At 69.6% G+C, this 15,290-nt stretch carries 12 protein-coding genes; 9 read left to right on the top strand and 3 right to left on the bottom strand.

Annotated features, from left to right (window positions below):
- Positions 1–10: 10 nt before the first annotated feature.
- The 5 genes from rplI to AC07DC_RS08505 all read left to right on the top strand — a co-directional run bounded on the left by rplI (position 11) and on the right by AC07DC_RS08505 (position 5,040).
- Entirely contained in the window at positions 11–457 is a 447-nt protein-coding gene (gene rplI / locus AC07DC_RS08485) for a 50S ribosomal protein L9 (protein WP_138351150.1), read from the top strand.
- A gap of 218 nt (positions 458–675) precedes the next feature.
- Entirely contained in the window at positions 676–2,283 is a 1,608-nt protein-coding gene (locus AC07DC_RS08490; RefSeq protein ID WP_478913161.1) for a phenylacetate--CoA ligase family protein, read from the top strand.
- Between the two features lie 2 nt (positions 2,284–2,285).
- Positions 2,286–2,846 carry a DUF4188 domain-containing protein gene (locus tag AC07DC_RS08495; RefSeq protein ID WP_478913163.1) on the top strand — a complete coding sequence of 187 codons (561 nt, stop codon included), beginning with the start codon at positions 2,286–2,288 and terminating at the stop codon, positions 2,844–2,846.
- The gene (locus AC07DC_RS08500; RefSeq protein ID WP_478913165.1) at positions 2,843–3,958 is read left to right on the top strand and encodes a GNAT family N-acetyltransferase; all 1,116 of its coding nucleotides are present in this window, start codon (positions 2,843–2,845) and stop codon (positions 3,956–3,958) included. The genes AC07DC_RS08495 and AC07DC_RS08500 overlap by 4 nt, the downstream gene beginning before the upstream one ends.
- The gene (locus AC07DC_RS08505; RefSeq protein WP_478913167.1) at positions 3,955–5,040 is read left to right on the top strand and encodes a nitroreductase family protein; all 1,086 of its coding nucleotides are present in this window, start codon (positions 3,955–3,957) and stop codon (positions 5,038–5,040) included. The genes AC07DC_RS08500 and AC07DC_RS08505 overlap by 4 nt, the downstream gene beginning before the upstream one ends.
- Here the strand turns inward: AC07DC_RS08505 and AC07DC_RS08510 are convergent.
- The gene (locus AC07DC_RS08510) at positions 5,018–6,385 is read right to left on the bottom strand and encodes an MATE family efflux transporter (RefSeq protein WP_478914070.1); all 1,368 of its coding nucleotides are present in this window, start codon (positions 6,383–6,385) and stop codon (positions 5,018–5,020) included. The genes AC07DC_RS08505 and AC07DC_RS08510 overlap by 23 nt on opposite strands.
- A gap of 421 nt (positions 6,386–6,806) precedes the next feature.
- Here AC07DC_RS08510 and dnaB point away from each other — a divergent pair, with 421 nt between their 5' ends.
- The gene (gene dnaB, locus AC07DC_RS08515; protein ID WP_187144945.1) at positions 6,807–8,303 is read left to right on the top strand and encodes a replicative DNA helicase; all 1,497 of its coding nucleotides are present in this window, start codon (positions 6,807–6,809) and stop codon (positions 8,301–8,303) included.
- Between the two features lie 17 nt (positions 8,304–8,320).
- Here dnaB and AC07DC_RS08520 read toward each other — a convergent pair whose 3' ends face one another.
- The gene (locus AC07DC_RS08520; RefSeq protein ID WP_478913169.1) at positions 8,321–8,884 is read right to left on the bottom strand and encodes a dihydrofolate reductase family protein; all 564 of its coding nucleotides are present in this window, start codon (positions 8,882–8,884) and stop codon (positions 8,321–8,323) included.
- A gap of 591 nt (positions 8,885–9,475) precedes the next feature.
- On the opposite strand from AC07DC_RS08520, the gene AC07DC_RS08525 reads away from it, so the two are divergent.
- Positions 9,476–11,890 carry a right-handed parallel beta-helix repeat-containing protein gene (locus AC07DC_RS08525; RefSeq protein WP_478913171.1) on the top strand — a complete coding sequence of 805 codons (2,415 nt, stop codon included), beginning with the start codon at positions 9,476–9,478 and terminating at the stop codon, positions 11,888–11,890.
- Between the two features lie 93 nt (positions 11,891–11,983).
- Here the strand turns inward: AC07DC_RS08525 and AC07DC_RS08530 are convergent, their stop codons facing one another.
- Positions 11,984–12,808: a MerR family transcriptional regulator gene (locus AC07DC_RS08530; protein ID WP_478913173.1), complete on the bottom strand. Its 825-nt coding sequence runs from the start codon at positions 12,806–12,808 to the stop codon at positions 11,984–11,986.
- A 98-nt stretch (positions 12,809–12,906) separates the two neighbouring features.
- On the opposite strand from AC07DC_RS08530, the gene AC07DC_RS08535 reads away from it, so the two are divergent.
- Positions 12,907–14,304: a serine hydrolase domain-containing protein gene (locus tag AC07DC_RS08535; protein WP_478913175.1), complete on the top strand. Its 1,398-nt coding sequence runs from the start codon at positions 12,907–12,909 to the stop codon at positions 14,302–14,304.
- A gap of 110 nt (positions 14,305–14,414) precedes the next feature.
- On the top strand, positions 14,415–15,164 hold the full coding sequence (locus AC07DC_RS08540; RefSeq protein WP_478913176.1) for a DUF4097 family beta strand repeat-containing protein: 750 nt from the start codon (positions 14,415–14,417) through the stop codon (positions 15,162–15,164).
- Positions 15,165–15,290: the final 126 nt, after the last annotated feature.

Genomic DNA, 15,290 nt, shown 5'->3' on the forward strand with positions numbered 1-15,290 from the left:
TGACCGAAACATGAAGATCATCCTCACCAACGAGGTCTCCGGCCTCGGCGCCGCAGGCGATGTCGTAGAGGTCAAGTCCGGCTACGCCCGTAACTACCTGGTCCCGCGCGGTTTCGCGATCGCCTGGACCAAGGGTGGCGAGAAGGACGTCGAGCAGATCCGTCGCGCGCGTCGGATCCGTGAGATCCACACGCTCGAGGACGCGAACGCCGTCAAGGCGAAGCTGCAGTCCGTCAAGGTTCAGCTGACCACCCGCGCGGGTGACAGCGGCCGACTGTTCGGTTCCATCACGCCGGCCGACATCGCTGCGGCGATCAAGGCCGCCGGTGGCCCGGACGTGGACAAGCGTCGTGTCGAGGTCGGTACGCCGATCAAGACCCTCGGCGCCCACAAGATCTCGGTGCGTCTGCACCCCGAGGTCGAGGTCAAGCTCGACCTTGAGGTCGTTGCTGCCTGATCTGCCGCGCTTCGGCGCAGCGCGAAGGACCGGCACCCCGCAGGGGGTGCCGGTCCTTCGTTCGTTCCAGGATGTTCCACGTGGAACATCCGCCATGTTCCACGTGAAACATGGCACGTGGAGCGTCCTGGCCCACCGGGGTACTCAGGTAGCTACGGGGACCGGAGTGAGTAGCGCAGCCCATGCCGGGCGGGGACCCGCGCGGCCACCATGTGGGCATGGCAATGGGAAGCTTCGCGCGGCAGTGGCTGCTGAGAATCATCAGCTTCGGGCTCACCGCTCTGTACCGGCTCTACCGGGTGCACCCCGTCGTATGGCGGGTGATGGCCCGCAACTACCGGCCGTGGATGAGCGGTTTCGCACGCCTCCACGCCTGGATGACCTGCCAGTTCGCGGCGCTGGACGTACCGGCGTACGCCGCGCACCTGGAGAACGGCGGCTGGCGTTTCCGCTGGTTCCGGCTCGACTCCTACCCGGCCACCGACAAGGAGTCGTACGTCAAGGCGTACCCGGAGGAGATGCGCTGCTGGAAGGGGCGCGTGGAGATCGCCGGCAGCGTCGTCGACGAGTCGTCGGGCTCGTCCGGCACTCCGTACAACTGGGTGCGCAGCCGCCGCGAGTTGAACACCGTGCACCGCAATGTGGCCGGCTACACCAGCCTGGTCTTCCCCTCGAAGCGGCTCTTCGTGATCAACGCGTACTCGATGGGCGCCTGGGCCACCGGCACCAACACCGGGATCGCCATGGCCCGGATCGCCACCGTGAAGAACACCGGACCTGATCTGGAGAAGATCGTCGACACGCTGCGGCACTTCGGGCCGCGCTACGACTACCTGGTCACCGCCTACCCGCCCTTCCTCAAGCATCTGCGGGACCGGCTGGCCGGTGAGCCCTGGTTCGAGGAGAAGAGCTACCGGCTCGCGGCGATGGTCGGCGGCGAAGGGATGACCGAGGCACTGCGCGACTACGTCGGCGATGTCTTCGGCAAGGTCCGCTCCGGCTACGGCGCGTCCGACCTCACCATCGGCATGGGCGGCGAGACCACCTTCAGCGTCTGGCTGCGCCGGATGATGCGCGAGGACGCCACGGTCCGGGAGGCCTTCCTGGGCCCGGACGAGCAGCGGCTGCCGATGGTCTTCCAGTACAACCCCCTGGAGACCTATCTGGAGACCGCCGGTGACGAGCGGACCGGCGAGGTGCTCTGCACGATCAACTCCACCGCTGTCATGGCGCCCAAGCTGCGCTACAACATCGGCGACGAAGGCACCTTGATGTCCTTCCCGCAGGTCTGGGAGATCCTGCGGGAGCTGTTCGCGGACCGCCCGGTCCTGCTGCAGCGCGCCGAGGCCGCCGCCCTGCGCGAGAAGATGCGGCTGCCGCTGCTGTTCCTGTACGGGCGGGCCGACTCGACCGTCTCCTACATGGGAGCCAACATCTATCCGCAGGATGTCGAGTACGGCCTGTACGAGGGCAATCCGATGGCGGACCGGATCGAGAGCTTCTGTCTGGCGCTGGAGGAGGGCGACGATCTGGAGGCACGGCCCGTCGTCCATGTGCAGCTGCGCGAGGGGACGGTGCTGGACGCCGATGGGACCGTGAAGCTGGCGGAGGTGTGCCGGGCGGGCGTGCTGCGTCATCTCGCCGCCTGCAGCCGGGACTTCGCACAGTCGCTGACCGAGGACTCCTCGGCCGGCGAGGTGGCGGCGCGCGTGCACCCGTACGGCACGGGGCCGTTCGCGGGCGGAACAGGAACCGCGGCCGGCGGCAGGAGCCACGGCATCAAGAACAAGTACCTGCTCGGTGCGACCGCGAAGGGCGGTGCCTGACCATGCGCAGTACCGACTTCTCCCTCACCCCGGCACCCGGACAGGCCGGTGCGATGTTCGTCGGCGCCACCCGGTACTCGGGGCTGCGCGCGATCATCACGCTGGGCCCCGGCTACGTGCGGATGGTCCGCGAGATGAAGCGGATGAAGGGTTACGTCTGGCACAAGGTGTACTGGCGCTTCCCCTTCACTCTCGGCACGATCGCCTTCTTCGCCGACCGCGACGAACTGCTGAAGTTCGCCCGCGGCAAGGCCCATCACGAGCTCATGTGCTGGCTGACGGACGAGGGGAAGGGACGCGCGACCGGCGGCTGGATCCGCATCTACACCGCGGATGCGGCCGGATACACCAACGGCGTATGGCGGGCCGAGGACGGTGCGCTGTCCCACGTCGACACCTTCGAGCCGCTGAGCACGGAGCTCTCCGCAGGGCGCGCACCGCGCCCCGTCAAGCACGTGCGGCACGTGAAACGGCGTGCGCAGCGCAGTGCGGAGCCACGCGTGGCGGAGAGTGGCACAGCGCCGGCGGCGCGGTGCCCGGAGCATCTGGACGGCAGGCTGTGACCATCACCGTCACCGAGGTCGGCGGACGGAACGAGCTGCGGGAGTTCTGCGAACTGCCGCTGCGGATCCACCCGCGCGACCGCTACGTACCGACTCTGGAGCCCCAGATCCGCACGTGGCACCGGGAGAAGACCGTCGAGCTCCACGTCGCGCGCGATGCGGCCGGCACGCCCGTGGGCCGGATCTGCCTGCACCGCTACCCCGGGTTCGACAGCAGGATCGGCAAGCGCGCCCAGCTCTTCGGGCTCACCGAGTTCGCCGACCCGCAGGACGTCGGGGAGGACGTGGCCAAGGAGCTCTTCGACCTGGTCGAGCGGGCCGGCGCGGGCACCGATGTGGCGTTCGGGCCGGTCAGTCTGCTGCCCAACCAGTCGGGTGGCGTCATCACTTCGGGCTTCGCCGACCGCGGTTTCATCGACTCCGCCTGGAACCCCGCGTACTACCCGGCCACGTACGAACAGCACGGCTTCACCCGCCGGTTCGGCGCCGACACCTGGGTCTGCGAAAACCTGGACGGCCCCGACGCCGTCGACCCCGGCCAGGCGTTCCTGTTCGACGACAGCCGTATCGCCTGTGAAGGGCTGCGCATCCATCACGGGTCGCGGCGGAAACTGGCGGAGCAACTGCCGCTGCTGCGCGGCATGCTCAATGCCTCCTTCGCCCAACTCGGCTACTACACCGAGATCTCCGCGGCCGAACTGGCGGCTCAGACGGACGGGCTGGCCCATCTCCTCGACGAGCAGCTGCTGCTCTACCTGACGGCGGAGGGCGAGCCGGTCGCGTTCGTCCTCGCCGTCCCCGACATCTCGGAGTTCGTCATGGCGGCCCGTGGCCGGATGGGACTCCCGCAGCAACTGCGGCTGCTGGCCACCCGCGGCCGGTACCGCAGCGAAGCGGTACTGATCATCAAGGGGACGGTGCCGGGACACCAGGGGAAGGGGTATCTGACCCTCCTCGCCCGTGAACTGCACCGCAATCTGCGCAGCGGCGGCTACCGGACGTTGCGCAGCACTTTCGTCGAGCACGGGAACGCCGCGTCGGCCGCGCAGTACCGGCGCGTCGGCGGCCGCCCGCTGCACGGCTACACCTTCTACGAGAGGGCAACGCGGTGAGCAACCGGGACTCGGTCCACTGGACGGCGGTACTGCGGGAGCGCGAGGAGCTGTGCCGCCGGGCGCCGAGCGCGCACAACACCCAGCCCTGGGTGCTGCGCTACGACAACGACGCCGTCGAAGTGGGCTGGGATCCGGCCCGGGAGCTGCCCGACGGCGATCCTGACCGCCGCGATCTGTTCCTGTCCCTGGGCGCCTTCGTCGAGACCTGTCTGATCGTGGCGGCGGACACGGGGCTCGCGATACGCGCCGAGATCACGGTCGACGAGGAACGGCGAACGGCGGCCCGGCTGTTGCCCGCGCCGGACATGTACGCCACGCCGTTCAGCGCGCGGACCGTCGCGCTGCGCGGCTGCGCGAGGGGCGCCCACATCGGGGGACGGCTCACCGCGGCGGACCTCACCGCCGCCAGGACCGGGCTGGAGCGGACGAGCCTGGTGGAAGTGCCCGCTCGCGAACTGGCGGGCCTCGCGGTACGCGCCGACCGGTGGCTCTTCGGCAGCGCACCGGTGGTGCGGGAGCTGCGCACCTGGTTGCGACTGAAGCGGAACCATCCGCGCTACGCGGCCGACGGTCTGACGTACGAGGCGCTGGCCATGTCGCGCGCCGAGGCCGCCGGGCTGCGGGCGGTGCTCGCACCGGGCGTCTACGGGGTGCTCCGGCGCCTCGGACTGGCGCGGCTGCTGGCAGCCTCCCAGGGCGGGCTGCTGCGGTACGAGGGCAGCATCCTGGTCCTCACCGCGCCGGCCGGAACCGCCGGGTCCGACGCCGGTGCACCGGCCGGGTCCCCGGCCGCCCTGGTCCGGGCCGGACAGGAGCTCGTGCGGGTTTGGTACGGGCTCGCGGAGCGGGGGATCGCCGTGCATCCGCTGAGCCAGATCCTCGACTGCCCGCGGACGGAGCGGGAGCTGGCGCGGCGGCTGGGAGGTCGCGAACGGCCGCTCGCCGTCTTCCGGGCGGGCCGGGCGGCCGGACGGCCCGTACGGTCGGCACGGATCGGCGTGACGGGAAACCGGTCCCGGACCACCGCCGCGTCCCCCGCGGGAGGGAAGAAGGCGGCTACGCCCGTACCGCCCCGGTGACGATCCACCGGCCGGAGCGGGCGCGCAGTTGGAGTGCGACGAGCCGGGTCAGCATCATCAGCGCCATGGCCCACCACAGGGCGGTCAGGCCGCCTCCCAGGGCCGGGACGGCGAGCGCGACGGGGGCGAAGACGGCCAGGGTGCCGAGCATCGACCAGGCGAGGTAGGGCCCGTCGCCCGCGCCCATCAGCACGCCGTCGAGGATGTAGACGATGCCGCAGAGCGGCTGGCTCACGGCGACCACCAGCAGGACCGGCATGAGGGCGTCCTGGACGGCCGGGTCGGAGGTGAAGACCGTCGCGACCAGCGAGCGCGTCGCGACCACCAGCAGCCCCAGCAGCACGCCGGACGCGATGCCCCACTGCACCATCCGGCGGCAGGCGGCCCGGGCGCCCACGGGGTCATCGGCCCCCAGACAGCGGCCGATGATGGCCTGTCCGGCGATGGCGATGGCGTCGAGCGCGAAGGCCAGCAGCGACCAGAGCGTGAGGGTGATCTGGTAGGCGGCGATCTCGGTGTCGCCCAGGCGGGCGGCGACCGCGGTGGCGATCATCAGGACCGCCCGCAGGCTCAGCGTGCGGATCAGCAGCGGCACGCCGGCCTGGGCGCAGGCCCGGATCCCGGTGGCGTCCGGGCGCAGCGAAGCGCCGTGCCGGCGCGCTCCGCGGACGACGACGTACAGGTACACGGCTGCCATGCCGTTCTGGGCGATGACGGTGCCCCAGGCGGAGCCGGCGATGCCCAGTCCGGCGCCGTAGACCAGTGCCGCGTTGAGTCCCGCGTTGGCCGAGAAGCCGCCGAGCGCCACGTACAGCGGTGTCCTGGTGTCCTGGAGGCCGCGCAGGACGCCGGTGGCGGCGAGGACGGCGAGCATGGCGGGGATGCCGAACGCGCTGATCCGCAGGTAGGTGATGGCGAACGGCGCGGCAGTGTCGGACGCGCCGAAGAGGTCGACGAGTGCTGGAGCGGTGGGGACGACGACGGCGATGACGGCGGCGCCGAGCAGCAGCGCGAGCCAGATGCCGTCCATGCCCTGGCGGATCGCGCCCGGGAGGTCGCCCGCGCCGACGCGGCGGGCCACGGCGGCGGTGGTGGCGTACGCGAGAAAGACGAAGACGTTGACCGCGGTGGTCAGCAGTGCGGCCGCGACGCCGAGTCCGGCGAGCTGCGGGGTGCCGAGGTGGCCCACGACGGCGCTGTCGACCATGACGAAGAGCGGCTCGGCGACGAGCGCGCCGAACGCGGGCAGGGCGAGTGCGATGATCTCCCGGTCGTGCCGCCGCCGGGTCTCCTTGGGGAGGCGGCTGGGGCGGCTCTTCTGGGGTGGCTCGGCGACCGGGTTCACCACCTCAGGATAATCGTCCACAAGTAAGACCTGCAAGGCCGTATCAACTATTACGAGCAACTGCGTAGAGTGATCTCCTCCGCGTGGTTTGTCGCGATCTTGGCCCGAGGGGAAATCTTTTTCTTCTGCACAGCCTGCTGACGATGAAACGGCAGGTCAGGGCGGTTCAGCTCGGCTGATTGTGTGTTTGTCCACAGCGGTTTCCCAAGGCCTGTACACAGGTTGAGCGGGCTTCTCCACAGGTTGGATGCCTCCGTCCACAGGGCCTGTGGATAACCGTCTTGGCCAACGGTCCCCGGGGCCCTACCGTGAGCCCTCTGCCCGACGCGCCGTACGAGGAGCCGGGTGCTCAATTGTCAGAGCCGTGGCGTAAGAAAGAGACGCACGGCATGGCGCCAGGTCGGACGGAGGAGGTGGCGGGGTGACCCAACCCGAACCCGCGGACGACCACTGGGGGGACGAACCGCCGTTCCCCCCCGACAGCGGTCCTGGTGACCGGCTGCCGGTCACCCACTTCCGTTCCGGACAGGGCGGCAAGCGCAACAAGAAGGACGACGGCGAGGACCGCAGCAACTGGTCCGAGGGCGGCGGCGGTTTCGAACGCGTACCGCCGCAGGACCTCGACGCCGAGCAGTCCGTTCTCGGCGGCATGCTGCTGTCCAAGGACGCCATCGCCGATGTCGTCGAGGTGCTCAAGGGCCAGGACTTCTACCGTCCGGCCCACGAGACCATCTACACCGCGATCCTCGACCTGTACGCCCGGGGCGAGCCGGCCGACCCCATCACCACCGCCGCCGAACTGGTCAAGCGCGGTGAGATCACCCGCGTCGGCGGCGCCCCGTACCTCCACACCCTGGTCAACGCGGTCCCGACGGCGGCCAACGCCGAGTACTACGCCGAGATCGTCCACGAGCGAGCCGTCCTGCGCCGCCTCGTCGAGGCCGGCACCCGCATCACCCAGATGGGATACGCGGCCGACGGCGACGTGGACGAGATCGTCAACTCCGCCCAGGCGGAGATCTACGCGGTCACCGAACAGCGCACGTCGGAGGACTACCTCCCGCTCTCCGAGATCATGGAGGGCGCCCTCGACGAGATCGAGGCGATCGGATCCCGCAGCGGCGGGATGTCCGGCGTTCCCACCGGGTTCACGGATCTCGACTCGCTGACGAACGGCCTGCACCCGGGCCAGATGATCGTCATCGCGGCCCGGCCCGCCATGGGTAAGTCGACCCTGGCACTGGACTTCGCCCGCGCCTGCTCGATCGGGAGCGGCATGCCCAGCGTCGTGTTCTCCCTCGAAATGGGCCGCAACGAGATCGCGATGCGCCTGCTGTCGGCGGAGGCGCGGGTCGCCCTGCACCACATGCGGTCCGGCAGCATGACGGACGAGGACTGGACGCGGCTCGCCCGGCGGATGCCGGACGTGTCGGCGGCGCCGCTCTTCATCGACGATTCGCCGAACCTGTCGATGATGGAGATCCGCGCCAAGTGCCGCCGCCTCAAGCAGCGCAACGATCTGCGGCTCGTCGTCATCGACTATCTGCAGCTGATGCAGTCCGGCGGATCCCGGCGCCCCGAAAGCCGCCAGCAGGAGGTCTCGGACATGTCCCGAAACCTCAAGCTGCTGGCCAAGGAGCTCGAAGTCCCCGTCATCGCGCTCTCACAGCTGAACCGTGGCCCCGAACAGCGCACCGACAAGAAGCCGATGGTCTCCGACCTCCGAGAGTCCGGCTCCATCGAGCAGGACGCCGACATGGTCATCCTGCTGCACCGCGAGGACGCCTACGAGAAGGAGTCCCCGCGCGCGGGCGAAGCCGACCTGATCGTCGCCAAGCACCGTAACGGCCCCACCGCGACGATCACCGTGGCGTTCCAGGGCCACTATTCGCGCTTCGTGGACATGGCACAGACCTGAGGGGCCCGGCCGGGCGCTCAGTGCCTCGTCTCGTACCTGGTCAGGATCACGCCGCACGGAAGCGTCCGCGTCTCCACCAGGTTCAGGTTCACCCAGCTGTCCAGCGCGGTGAAGAACGGCGTGCCGCCGCCCACCAGGACCGGCGCGGTGGCCAGCACGTACTCGTCAATCAGCCCGGCCCGCATGGCCGCCCCGGCGAGCGTCGCGCCGCCGATGTCCATCGGGCCGCCGCCCTCGGCCTTGAGCCGGGTGATCTCGGCGACCGCGTCGCCGGTGACCAGGCGAGTGTTCCAATCGACCTTGTCGATCGTCGAGGAGAACACCACCTTCGACATGTCCCGCCAGCGGCGCGCGAACTCGATCTCCGCCGGGGTGGCGTTGGGCTGCCGGTCGCCGGTCGGCCAATGGGAGCTCATCGTCTGCCACAGCTTGCGCCCGTACAGCGACAGGTCGGTCGCCTGCAACTGGTCGGACCAGAACTGGAACAGCTCGTCGCTCGGCACGCTCCAGCCGATGTCGTCGCCGGGCGCGGCGATGTAGCCGTCCAGGGTCAGGTTCATGCCGTAGATCAGTTTCCGCATGGCGCCAGCTTCCCGTGAGTCGGTCCCACGCGTACAGACCGGCGCGGCGCGGGAAACTCATCGGCGCGCGCCGATGCAGGTTCTCGTTGCCCGTGTCCTTTTTTCATGCGATGTCCTTTATTCGACCCATGGGTGAGACATCGCAGCTCCACGGATTTCGTGGGCCGGGAATTCAATTTTTCGAATGGCGCGCGGCTCTGTACTCTGAGCGGGTTCCCATCTGAATAGTGTTTGAGAGAACTGGGGGGGCCAGTGTCTCATCGTCGTATCGCAACGATGGTTGCCGCACTCGCGACCAGCGTTGCATTGATTCCGGGATTGGCTTATGCGGACAATTCACCGCATGCCGTTCCGACGGCCGGCCACATGGCCGACACCGGGCCGAACAGGCCCGTAGCAGCACACTTCGCGGCATTTGGCAGCCCTGCGGCGAAATCGGTCCGCAGCCGGGGGCCGGCCGCGACCGGTGCCAGGAACCGTAAAGCGGAAGGGGATGCAGGGCGGAAGATTTACGTTCTTCCGAGTTCCGGCACCTGCACCCCGGAACCGAAAGGCACGCAGGACGCCCCGTACTGCCTGATACAGGACGCGGTGGACGCGGCGGTTTCCGGCGACACTGTCGAGTTGCTCAGCAAGCTCAATGCCTTCTCCTATGAATCGGTGACGGTCAGGACCTCCGGAATCTCGATCGTGGGCGACGGCAACGAGTCGATGATCATGACGACCGGGCCGGATCACAAGCCCGCGCTCGTGCTCGACAAGGTGCACGACGTGAAGATCAGCAACTTGGTGCTGACGTCGTCGAGCTCCCACGCGGTGGAGATCAACGGTTCGTCCGGCGTCACGCTGGACAACAGCTTCGTGAACTCCTTCGAGTCGACGACCGACGCGGTCGTCATCGACGGCACGTCCAGCAACATCGCGGTGACCAGGACCTACATCGACAAGGGCCACTGGAACGCGGGCGCGGGCGCCATCTCCGTGGCGGCCGGAGCGAGCAACGTCACCCTCGCGGGCAACGTGCTGGCGGACTCCGGTATCACCGCCACCGGTGTGAACGGCCTGAACATCACCGGCAACACGATCCAGCGCGGCTGCTCCCCGGCGATCGCCGTCGAGGGCGCGTCCTCGGGGGTCCACCTCACGAACAACCTGCTGGAGGACGCGAACCCCTCCACGAACGGGTACTGGGGCGGCTACAAGACGCAGTGCCTGGCCGACGGCGAGACCTGGGCGCCCGACGTCACGCTGTCCGCGGAGTCAAGTGCGGGCGCCACGGCCGACTACAACGCCTTCTACATCCACGGTGACGACGCCACCGCGCCGTACGCCTGGGCGGGCACGAGCTACCCGACGCTCGCCGCCTTCCAGGCCGGAACGGCGCAGGGCGCCCACGACCTGATCGACACCAAGCCGGCCACCTCGACGCGCCTGCGGTCGCCGCTGCTCAGCTCGCCGGTCGACTTCCTGCCCGCGCGCGACTCCGCGGTGATCGGCTCCGCCGACCTGACCGCACCCGGCCGGCTGGACTCGGACTTCTTCGGCGTCACCCCGCACACCAGCCGGGGAGCCGTGGAGTACGTCAACCCCAACCCGACCTTCGCGCTGGCCCTTTCCGGGCAGCAGACCACCGCGTACGCGATCTCGCTGAACGTGGACGTCACCAGCGTGAGCCAGTACCTCGGCGTCACGATCGCCTGGGGTGACGGCAGCACGAGCACCGAGTCGACCTGGCCGGGCCGGCTCACGCTGGCGCACCGGTACGCGAAGCTGGGGACGTACCCCGTCAAGGTCTCCGCGACCGACTCGTTCGGCAACACCGTCACCAACACCACCCAGGCGACGACCGCGGGCGCGGCCTACACCCCGTACGGACCGGCCCGCGTACTCGACACCCGGATCGGAACCGGCGCTTCGAAGGCCAAGGCCGGGCCGGGCTCGGTGACGAAGGTGCGGATCGCCGGCAACAGCGGCATCCCGTCCACGGTGAACGCCGTGGCGCTCAACCTGACGGTCACCAACGCCGCCGGCCCCGGATACATCACGGCGTACGGTGACGGAACGGCCAAGCCGCCCACGTCGAACGTGAACTTCACGACCGGTCAGACCGTGCCCAACCTGGTGATCGTCCCGGTCGGCCGCAACGGCTATGTCGACCTCTACAACGGTGCCGGTGGCACGGTCGACCTGATCGCCGACGTCGCCGGATACTTCACGCAGTCCCCGGCCAGCGGCTACACACCGGTGACGCCCTCCCGTCTCGTCGACACGCGCAACGGCACCGGTACGGCGAAGGGGCAGGTACCCGGGCACGGCTCGTTCACCGCGCAGATCTTCGGCAAGGGCCACATGCCCGCCTCCGGGGTCACCGCGGTGGCGCTCAACCTCACGGCGACCGGCTCCAAGGGCAGTGGGTTCCTCACCGCCTACCCGGACGGATCGCAGACGCCGCTCGCGTCCAACGTCAACTACGGCCGCGGACAGACCATCGCCAACGCGGTGATCGCGCCGGTCGGAGCCGACGGCAAGATCCGGATCTTCAACGGGAGCGGCTCGCCGACCGATGTCCTGGTGGACGTCACCGGCTACTACAGCGCCGCGGGCAAGAGCGCCTACCTGACGGTCGACCCCATCCGGTTGATCGACACCCGTGCGGCGTCCTGGCACCAGGGACCGCTGCCCGGCGGCTGGTACCTCTACTACCCCATCGGGGCCGACGACCCCGACGTCACGGCGTTCGCGTTCAACGCCACGGTCACGCGGACCCGGGCCCAGGGCTACCTGACCGTCTCTCCCGACCCGTACTCCAAGGCGCACTACCAGAACAACGACCCGGGCGTACCGACCCGACCCGGGGTCTCGACCCTGAACTGGCTCCCGGGACAGACCGTTCCGAACCTGGTCCAGGCGAGCCCCGGCCCGTACGGCGTCATCGACTTCTGGAACACGAGCTCCGGAAGCATCGACCTCGTCATCGACGCCTTCGGGTACTACCAGAACGACTGATTCCTCCGCGAACGACTGCGAACGACTCCCAGGACCGGGGCCCCGGAACGGCGAACCACGCCGTTCCGGGGCCTCCGGCACGATCCCGGTGGATCAGCTCCGGGCGATGGGCTCCTGGAGCTCGGTGACCCACTTGTCGTGGTCCTCCGGGCATTCGAGGTAGAGCTCACGTGCATAGCCGGTGGAGCGGGAGCCGGTGGAGTCGATCCACCGGGCCAGGGTCTGGGCCGTGCCCACGATGTTGTCCATGGAACCGTGGTGCACGATCGTGGCGGCGCTCTCGATGACGGGCAGGTCCACGATCGTGAAGTCGTGGCCGGCCTGTGGGTCCGCGGCGACGGTCAACCCCGCGTGGACGGTGATCGCACCCTCGCCCTCGGGAGCGTCCTCGTAGTGGGCGACCCCCGGTCCGGTGACGGCCACGCCCGCGGCCTCCAGCCGGCGGCACAGCTCGTCGTAGAGCGGCCCGATGACCGGTCCGATGTGCTCGGGGCCAAAACCGGCGGCGGTGCCGGTCAGTTCGGCCACCCGGACCGCTGGAATGCGCTTGACCACGACGTCGTCGGCAGTCATGCGTCCCTCACTTTCGATTGTCCGGAGCCTCGCCTCGACGTGGGTCAGCCGCGATGCGGCGGCCGCCATCGCTTCCTCCAGCTCTGCCCGGCGCAGCCGCAGCATGCCGCGCAACTGCTCGGCGCTCACCTGCTCGTCCAGGATCGACCGCACCTGTTCGAGGCTGAAGCCGAGGTCCTTCAGGGCGATGACGCGATTGAGCCGGGACAACTGGCCGGCCTCGTAGAAGCGGTAGCCGCTGACCGGGTCGACGCGGGCGGGCCGCAGCAGCCCGATCGCGTCGTAGTGGTGCAGCATGCGGACCGATACCCGGCCGTGCTTGGCGAAGTCTCCGATGGTGAACATGACGTCTCCCAGTGCAGGCCCTCACACAGTGTCAGAGTCAAGTGAGGCCGGCGGAAACCCTTGGAGGGACGGGCACCGGGTCTGCGAGGCTGGCCCGCATGTCTGAGACACCCGCATCGCAGCCCATCGCACCGCCGGCCGAAGAACTGCTTCCCGCCACCCGCCGTGCCCTGCTCCACCGGCTCGCCAGAGGGCAGGCCGAGGGTCGTACACCGTCGATGGTGGGTGCGGTGGTGCGGGACGGGGCCACGGTCTGGACGAGCGGCCGGAGCATGATGGAGGGGCACGGCCCCGACGGGGACACCCAGTACCGCATCGGGTCGTTGACCAAGACGTTCGTGGCGGTGCTGGTCATGCGGCTGCGGGACGAGGGCCTGCTGGACCTGGCGGACCCCCTCGGGCTGCACCTGCCCGACACCGAGTTCGGCCGGGCGACGATCGCCCAACTCCTCTCGCACACCTCGGGGCTGGCGGCGGAGACCCCCGGGCCGTGGTGGGAGCGCACCTCAGGAGAGCTGCGGCCGGAGCTGGCCGACCTGTTCGGCGCGGCACCGCTGAAGCATCCGGCGGGCCGCGTCCACCACTACTCCAACCCGGGGTTCGCCCTGCTGGGTGCGCTCGTGGGGCGGCTGCGGGGAAAGCCGTGGGGCGAGGTACTGCATGCGGAGGTACTGGAGCCGCTGGGCATGACCAGGACCACGCTGCTGCCGCAGGCACCGCACGCGGGCGGTTGGGCGGTGCATCCGTGGGCCGACGTGATGCAGCCGGAGCCGCTGCACGACACCGGGCGGATGGCACCGGCCGGTCAGCTGTGGTCCACGGCGGACGATCTGTGCCGTTGGGCGGTGTTCCTGGCGGGGGGCGACGAGCGGGTGCTGAGCGCCGCGACCGTCGCCGAGATGCGTACCCCGGCCGCAGCGCCGGCCGGGGAGGAGTGGGATGCCGGCTACGGGCTGGGCGTCCAACTGCTGCGCCGCGACGGCCGGCTGCTGGCGGGGCACACCGGGTCCATGCCGGGCTTCCTGGCGACGCTGTGGGTCAGCGTTGAGGACGGCGTGGGAGCGCTGGTGCTGTCCAACGCCACCTCCGGGCCGGCGGTCGCCGCCATCGCGGCCGATCTGCTGGCGGTCGTGGCGGACAACGAGCCGCGCTTCCCCGTGCCGTGGCGCCCGCAGTCGGCGGCGGATCCGGAGCTGCTGGCGCTCACCGGCCCCTGGTACTGGGGCACCACCCCCTTTGTGCTGCGGGTGCGCGCGGAGCGCGACGTGGAGCTGACGACCCTGGACGGGCGGGGCCGCAGCGCACGCTTCAGGGCGGAGCCGGACGGCACCTGGACCGGTCTCGACGGCTACTACGCGGGCGAGACGCTGCGCGTGGTGCACGGCGTCGACGGCGAGGTGCGCCATCTCGATCTGGGCTCCTTCGTGTTCACCCGGGAGCCGTACGAGGAGGCCGCCGAGGTTCCGGGGGGAGTGGATCCGGAGGGCTGGCGGTAGTGCTAGCACCCGCATCAAGAGACCTGATGACCGCATGGGACGGATGGCGGGTGGACCTTAGGTTGGCTGCGGAGCGTCGGACGAGGGTTCCGGCGATCGGGGAGACTGTGATGACAGCCAAGCGTTCCGCCGCACTGATCGTGTCCGCGCTGGCCCTGGGAGCCGCGCTCACAGGCTGCGACGGGGTGAGCTTCCACGGCTCCCCTGAGCACAGGGCCGTCGATGACGCGAAGATCACCGGCCCCGTCAGTGCCGTCGAGTTGGGCAGCGGAAGCGGGGACGTCCACATTCGGCCGGGCGCCGGCGACGGGGTCACCATCCACCGGACGGTGCGGTACCACAAGGACCAGAAGCCGACGCCTGGACAGAAGGTCGAGAACGGCCGGCTGACGTTCACCAACGGGTGCGACAACTGCTCGATCGACTACGAGCTGACCGTGCCGGCCGGGGTGAGCGTGAAGGTGAGTACGAGCAGCGGTGACGTGGACGTGCAGGGGGTCGCGTCGGCGGACCTGAAGACGCACTCCGGGGACATGAATGTCTCCGGAGTACCGGGGGCGTTGACGGCCTCGGCCACGTCGGGCGATCTGACCGCCACCGGGCTCGGCGGTTCCGACGTCAGCGCGACCGCTTCGTCGGGCAATATCCAGCTCACCTTCACCAAGGCACCGCAGAAGGTCGCGGCGAAGGCGTCCTCGGGCGATGTCACCGTGCAGGTGCCCGGTGGCCCGTACGCGATCGACGTCAGCACCGGATCGGGCGACCGGCACGTGACGGTGCCGACCGATCAGTCCGCCGGTGCGCGGATCCAGGTGCGGACGAGCTCCGGCGATGTCACGGTCAGCCGCGCGGGGGCTTGACCCGTCGCCGGTGATGTTCCACGGCCGGTGATGTTCCACGTGGAACATCACCGGCCGTGGAACATCGCCGTACGGCGCCCTGCCGCGTAAACGAGTGGCCCGATCGGTGGATCCCGTCGCACGCTG

Source organism: Streptomyces sp. NPDC045021, assembly GCF_056432645.1.

Coding starts and splice junctions, on each gene's coding strand:
- AC07DC_RS08520 (WP_478913169.1), bottom strand. CDS start 8,884: ATGCGGAAACTGATCTACGGCATGAACCTGACCCTGGACGGCTACATC.
- AC07DC_RS08490 (WP_478913161.1), top strand. CDS start 676: ATGGCAATGGGAAGCTTCGCGCGGCAGTGGCTGCTGAGAATCATCAGC.
- AC07DC_RS08530 (WP_478913173.1), bottom strand. CDS start 12,808: ATGTTCACCATCGGAGACTTCGCCAAGCACGGCCGGGTATCGGTCCGC.
- AC07DC_RS08535 (WP_478913175.1), top strand. CDS start 12,907: ATGTCTGAGACACCCGCATCGCAGCCCATCGCACCGCCGGCCGAAGAA.
- AC07DC_RS08495 (WP_478913163.1), top strand. CDS start 2,286: ATGCGCAGTACCGACTTCTCCCTCACCCCGGCACCCGGACAGGCCGGT.
- rplI (WP_138351150.1), top strand. CDS start 11: ATGAAGATCATCCTCACCAACGAGGTCTCCGGCCTCGGCGCCGCAGGC.
- AC07DC_RS08540 (WP_478913176.1), top strand. CDS start 14,415: ATGACAGCCAAGCGTTCCGCCGCACTGATCGTGTCCGCGCTGGCCCTG.